General features: G+C 69.1%; 1 protein-coding gene. It reads left to right on the forward strand.

Features of this window, described 5'->3' with window-relative positions; translation table 11 throughout:
• Positions 1 to 1,155 (forward strand): cytochrome ubiquinol oxidase subunit I (locus ACWDVW_RS32640; RefSeq protein WP_449956843.1); only part of this gene is annotated, 1,155 nt, incomplete at both ends.

Below are 1,155 nucleotides of genomic sequence, written 5' to 3' on the forward strand. Positions count from 1 at the left end.
GCCACTGGCGCTGGAAGCGCTCATCGCGTTCTTCATGGAGTCGACGTTCATCGGCCTGTGGATCTTCGGCTGGACCCGGCTCCCGAAACTGGTGCACCTGGCCACGATCTGGATCGTCGCGTTCGGCGTGAACGCCTCCGCCTACTTCATCGTCGCCGCGAACTCGTTCATGCAGCACCCGGTCGGCGCGCACTACAACCCCGAGACCGGACGCGCCGAGCTGGAGAGCATCTGGGCGCTGCTCACCAACAACACGACGCTGGCCGCGTTCCCGCACGTCGTCGCGGGCGCGTTCCTCACCGCGGGTACCTTCGTCGCCGGTATCGCCGGCTGGTGGATGGTGCGCAACGCGCGCAGCGGCGACCCGGCGAAACTCGACGAGGCGCGCACGATGTGGCGCCCGGTCGGGCGGGCCTCGCTGGTGGTGGTCGCGCTGGCCGGCGTCGCGGTGATCTTCACCGGCGACATCCAGGGCAAGCTGATGTTCGAACAGCAGCCGATGAAGATGGCCTCGGCGGAATCGCTGTGCCACACCCAGACCGACCCCGACTTCTCCATCCTGACCGTCGGCACGCACAACAACTGCGACAGCGTCACCCACGTGCTCGAGGTGCCCTACGTGCTGCCGTACCTGGCCGAGGGCCAGTTCACCGGCGTCACCCTCGACGGCGTCGTCGACCTGCAGCAGACCTACACCGTCAAGTACGGCCCCGGCGACTACCGGCCGAACCTGTTCGTCACCTACTGGTCCTTCCGCGCGATGATCGGCCTGGCCGCCGGTTCGGTGCTGCTGCTGCTCGTCGGCTTCTGGGTGACCCGCGGCGGCCGCGTCCCCGACCAGCGCTGGTTCTCCTGGCTCTGCCTGATCGCGATCCCCACGCCCTTCCTGGCCAACAGCGCGGGCTGGGTGTTCACCGAGATGGGGCGTCAGCCGTGGGCGGTGGTGCCCAACCCGACCGGCGACCCGAACATCCGGATGACGGTGCAGCAGGCCGTCTCCGACCACGCGCCGGCGACGGTGGTGTTCTCGCTGATCGTGTTCACCCTGCTCTACGGCGTGCTGGCGGTGGTGTGGTTCTACCTCATCCGCCGGTACACGATCGCCGGGCCGGACGCGCCGACGCCGCAGGCCCCGGACGACGGGCCCGACGGCCC

Source organism: Micromonospora sp. NPDC003241, from assembly GCF_053589795.1.